A 3,976-nucleotide genomic window follows, 5' to 3' on the forward strand; every position below is an offset into this window, starting at 1 on the left:
GCGACGTGACCCAGCAGGATCACGCCGCTCAACAGGCACAGTCCACCGGCGGCAGTCACCATGAAGGCCATGCGTGCGCCCCGCCTCGCGTCCGCCCGGTGATGCCAGTAGCCGATCAGCAGGAACGACGTCAGGCTGGTCAGTTCCCAGAAAATCACCAGCTGCACCAGGTTGCCGGAGAGGACCACGCCCAGCATCGACCCCATGAAGGCGAGGAGAAAGGCGAAGAAGCGCGGCACCGGGTCATCCGGCGACATGTAGTAACGCGCATACAGCGTCACCAGCAAGCCGATGAACAGCACAAGCACGACGAACAGCCACACCAGGCCGTCCATGCGCAACGAGAAGTCCAGGCCCAGCGCGGGAAGCCATTCGACGTGGTAGCGCACCACCGCGCCGTTGCCGACCTCCGGATAGCAATAGCCTGCCACCAGCAGGCCGGACACGGAAACCAGTCCGGCCAGGACTGCCTGTCGGTTGCGTGTATCGGCGGGCAGGAAGGCCGCGAGTACGCTCCCTGCGAAAGGAAACAGGATGAGTGCCAGCAACAATGCAGCCATCAGCGGATTCCCGTCTGCATGACAGGGAATCCTGCTGAATGCGGCACCAGTCGGAAGCGCATGGTCAGAGCGGAATCGTCATGGGGTTTCATGGTGCTCCCTGGAATGATTCACTGGACGGGCAAATGCCGCCGGGGCGCCTTCGCACAGTGATGGGGCGCTCATGCGCTGTCATTTTCATTGTAGTCAATCGAGGCACTTCGGCATCAGTCATGCGACATCAATGCCCGTCGCCTGCGGCCGCCGACTCGGGTTGATGGACGACATCGACGATCTGGATGAACAGTTGCTCACCGGTCGGCCCGGGCCATTCGATGCAGCTGCCTGCCGCCAATCCGAGCAGTGCGCTTCCCACCGGCGAGAGTACGGAGACCGTGGAGGAGTCCACGGCTTGGCGCGGATATACCAGCCTGCGGCAGAACTCTTCCTTGCCGGGGGTGATGGTGAAGCGCACGACGGAATTCATGGTCACCACATCCGGCGGTATTTCACCGGGCTCCACCACGTCGGCGCGCTGCAATTCTTCAAGCAGGCCGGCGGCCGCTCCCTGCAAAGGTGGCATGGAGCCGATCAGTGCTTCCAGACGGTCGATGTCCTCGGTAGTGACAATAATGTTCGGTTTCATGGCGTACCTTTCAAAGCGGTAGAAATTTCGTGGCGGGTGTGCCGTTCCTCATGCTGCCGAGGACGAGCTCAATGAACCGCAACTTGCTGCGAAGGAGCGCAGCAAGTTGCGGTGGGGCGAATCCGTTAGGAACAACGAGGCAATCAATCCCCGCACGAATCCCGGCGTCAAACACAGCGCGCGCAAATGCCGTGTGACCGGGATGCAGGCGTGAACGTGGACGTGCGGGGAAGCGCAGCGGGAATCAATTTCCCGACGCGCGCAACAAGTAACAGATCCGAGAGATCAGGCGAGCGGCCGAGGTGGGCGCTTCAGAGGAGGAAGAACAGTGGAGAAATGCGTAACCGCAGGAATCGTGGCCGAAGCAACACGGCCCGGGGGCTTCGATATCGGGAAGTAGAAGGCCACGTAGTCAGACAATTCCTCGATGTCGGAAGATACCTGCTGGCCGTCTGCATCATCCAATACGCTGTCCGGGCTGTAGCCGATGGAGCAAGCGATTTCCTGATCTTGCACCGACAAGACAAGGTCGTGGCCCATGGCCGCAACAGTTCCTTGCACGGAAAAGATGAAAAGCAGGAAAAGGATGAGCAGTTTCTTCATGAAGAGCTGTTGCGAGATACGTCAGGAAGTTGTGACCGGCAGAGCGACCGGGAAATCCGTCGCTGATTGACCAAGCCGACCAAACTCCGTGCGTCATTCTACATTGATTCAGTTGCTGCCAGAAAGTGCCGATGCATATTGTTTTCAGAAAAGCAATATCTCCGGGTTGGCGGCTACCTGCGAGTGGCGGGGCATCCATTCTTGCATTAGATCAACAATACTCCCACGCTAAGCTTGTTTGCGGTAATGAGATCGATTATCATTTGCATTCATCGGAGGAATGCCATGTTCAAACTACTTGTGCCATTGCTATTCATCGCGCTGCAGGCCCATGCAGCCGACAACGAGATACAACTGGTCATACGTGACCATCGGTTTTCTCCGGCGGAAGTCCGCGTTCCCGCCGGCCAGAAAATAAAGCTGCAGATCCATAACCAGGACGCGACGCCGGAAGAATTCGAGAGCCACGAACTGAATCGGGAAAAGGTGATCCCGGGCGGGGCGAAAGCGACGATTTACATCGGACCGCTCAAAGCTGGCCGCTATCCATTCTTCGGCGAGTTCAATGAAAAAACGGCGCGTGGCGTCGTCATCGCCGAATAACAATCATGCTTGGTTCCGCTATTATCGTGTTTCGCGAGGTCCTTGAAGCCGCCCTCATCATAGGGATCATCGCCGCCGCGACACGTACCCTGCCGCGCCGGAATGCCTGGATCACGTCCGGCATTGTCGCCGGCAGCATTGGCTCCGTCATCGTTGCAGTGCTGACGGGACGCATTGCCGAGATGGCGGAAGGCATGGGCCAGGAGTTGTTCAATGCGCTCATCCTGAGTGTGGCCGGAGTGATGCTGGCATGGCACAACATATGGATGGCGCGTCACGGCATGCAGCTCGCCCGAAACGCCCGGCAGCTGGGCAGTGACGTGGCGTCCGGCAGCCGCGAGATGCCCGCGCTGGCTTTGGTCATCATGCTTGCCATCTTGCGCGAAGGTTCGGAAACGGCCCTGTTCCTGTACGGAATCCTGGCTGGTGGCCAGGATTCCCGGATCGATGTGATTGTCGGCGGGGGACTCGGGTTGGTGGCAGGATCGCTGGCCGGCTACGGTCTTTATGCGGGATTCGTGAATATCCCGGCGAGGCTCTTCTTTGCTTCGACCAGCGGTCTTATCCTCCTGATGGCTTCTGCGATGTTCAGCCAAGTCGCGCGCTTCCTGGTGCAGGCGGATGTCCTTCCCAGTCTTGCCAATCCATTGTGGAACTCGTCCTGGCTGATCGACAACAATTCCTTGCCCGGTCGATTCCTCCATACCCTGGTCGGGTACGATGCCATGCCGTCCGGCATACAAATGGTGTTCTATGTGACCGCGATGCTGCTCATCCTGACCGGCATGCGCCTATCCCGTCCAATACCCTCTACTTCAACACCCTGAAAACACCATGAGAAAACTCATACCGCTGACTCTGGCGGGGGCGCTGCTCGTCCCCACTCTGGCTGCCGCCGGGCCGGCCGACTATATCTACACGCCGACCGTTGAATACGGCGAGAAGGAAATCGACTTCAAAATGGGCACGGCCCGTCCGCGGGGTGAGCTGCGCGAGTCCGCTGCCAGCATCGGCTTCGGCTACGGCGCAACGCAGTCGTGGTTCACCGAGCTCTATGTCAAGTACAAGCGCGAAAAAGGCGAAGCGACCAAGTTCGACGCCATCGAATGGGAGAACAAGTTTCAGCTCACCGAGACCGGGAAGTATCCAGTGGATGTGGGCTTCCTGCTGGAGATCGAACGTCCTCAAGATCATGCAGAAGGCTGGGAGGTCAAATGGGGCCCGCTGTTCCAGACCGAGTTCGGCAAGATCCAGCTGAACGCAAACATGCTGTTTGAGCGTAGCTTCCGGGCGGAAGAACCGGGCAAGACCGAGTTCCAGTATCAATGGCAGGCGAAGTACCGCTGGCTGCCGCATTTCGAATACGGCGTGCAGGGGTTCGGCGAACTCGGCAAGTGGGACCACTGGGCGCCGGCGGGCGAGCGGATTCATACGGCAGGGCCGGCTGTATTCGGCAAGATCGCTCTGGGGAATCATCAGGCGCTGAAATATAACGCTGCCTGGCTGCTCGGCATGTCGAACGCGGCGCCGAATCATACATTCCGGCTGCAGACCGAATACGAGTTCTGATCATGTCGCCCCCGCC

6 protein-coding genes are annotated in these 3,976 nt (G+C 59.1%); 3 read left to right on the forward strand and 3 right to left on the reverse strand.

Going from position 1 to position 3,976, the window contains the following annotated elements; translation table 11 throughout:
- From AYR66_RS10175 to AYR66_RS10185, 3 genes are all read right to left on the reverse strand, one after another.
- Nucleotides 1–560: proton-conducting transporter transmembrane domain-containing protein (locus AYR66_RS10175; RefSeq protein ID WP_272938331.1), on the reverse strand; the 560-nt coding region annotated here is incomplete at its 3' end.
- A gap of 220 nt (nt 561–780) precedes the next feature.
- On the reverse strand, nt 781–1,185 hold the full coding sequence (rnk, locus tag AYR66_RS10180; protein WP_088707397.1) for a nucleoside diphosphate kinase regulator: 405 nt from the start codon (nt 1,183–1,185) through the stop codon (nt 781–783).
- A gap of 285 nt (nt 1,186–1,470) precedes the next feature.
- Nucleotides 1,471–1,788 carry a hypothetical protein gene (locus tag AYR66_RS10185; RefSeq protein WP_088707398.1) on the reverse strand — a complete coding sequence of 106 codons (318 nt, stop codon included), beginning with the start codon at nt 1,786–1,788 and terminating at the stop codon, nt 1,471–1,473.
- 285 nt (nt 1,789–2,073) lie between these two features.
- Between AYR66_RS10185 and AYR66_RS10190 the strand changes: the two genes are divergently transcribed.
- Genes AYR66_RS10190 through AYR66_RS10200 form a run of 3 tightly spaced genes read left to right on the forward strand, consistent with a single transcriptional unit; the run spans nt 2,074 to nt 3,960 of the window.
- The gene (locus tag AYR66_RS10190; RefSeq protein WP_088707399.1) at nt 2,074–2,391 is read left to right on the forward strand and encodes a cupredoxin domain-containing protein; all 318 of its coding nucleotides are present in this window, start codon (nt 2,074–2,076) and stop codon (nt 2,389–2,391) included.
- 5 nt (nt 2,392–2,396) lie between these two features.
- Nucleotides 2,397–3,218, forward strand: a complete 822-nt coding sequence (locus AYR66_RS10195) for an FTR1 family iron permease (RefSeq protein ID WP_088707400.1) — start codon at nt 2,397–2,399, stop codon at nt 3,216–3,218.
- Between the two features lie 7 nt (nt 3,219–3,225).
- Nucleotides 3,226–3,960: a hypothetical protein gene (locus tag AYR66_RS10200; protein WP_088707401.1), complete on the forward strand. Its 735-nt coding sequence runs from the start codon at nt 3,226–3,228 to the stop codon at nt 3,958–3,960.
- Nucleotides 3,961–3,976: the final 16 nt, after the last annotated feature.

The organism is Noviherbaspirillum denitrificans (genome assembly GCF_002211445.1).
In the GTDB taxonomy this organism is placed as follows: domain Bacteria; phylum Pseudomonadota; class Gammaproteobacteria; order Burkholderiales; family Burkholderiaceae_D; genus Noviherbaspirillum; species Noviherbaspirillum denitrificans.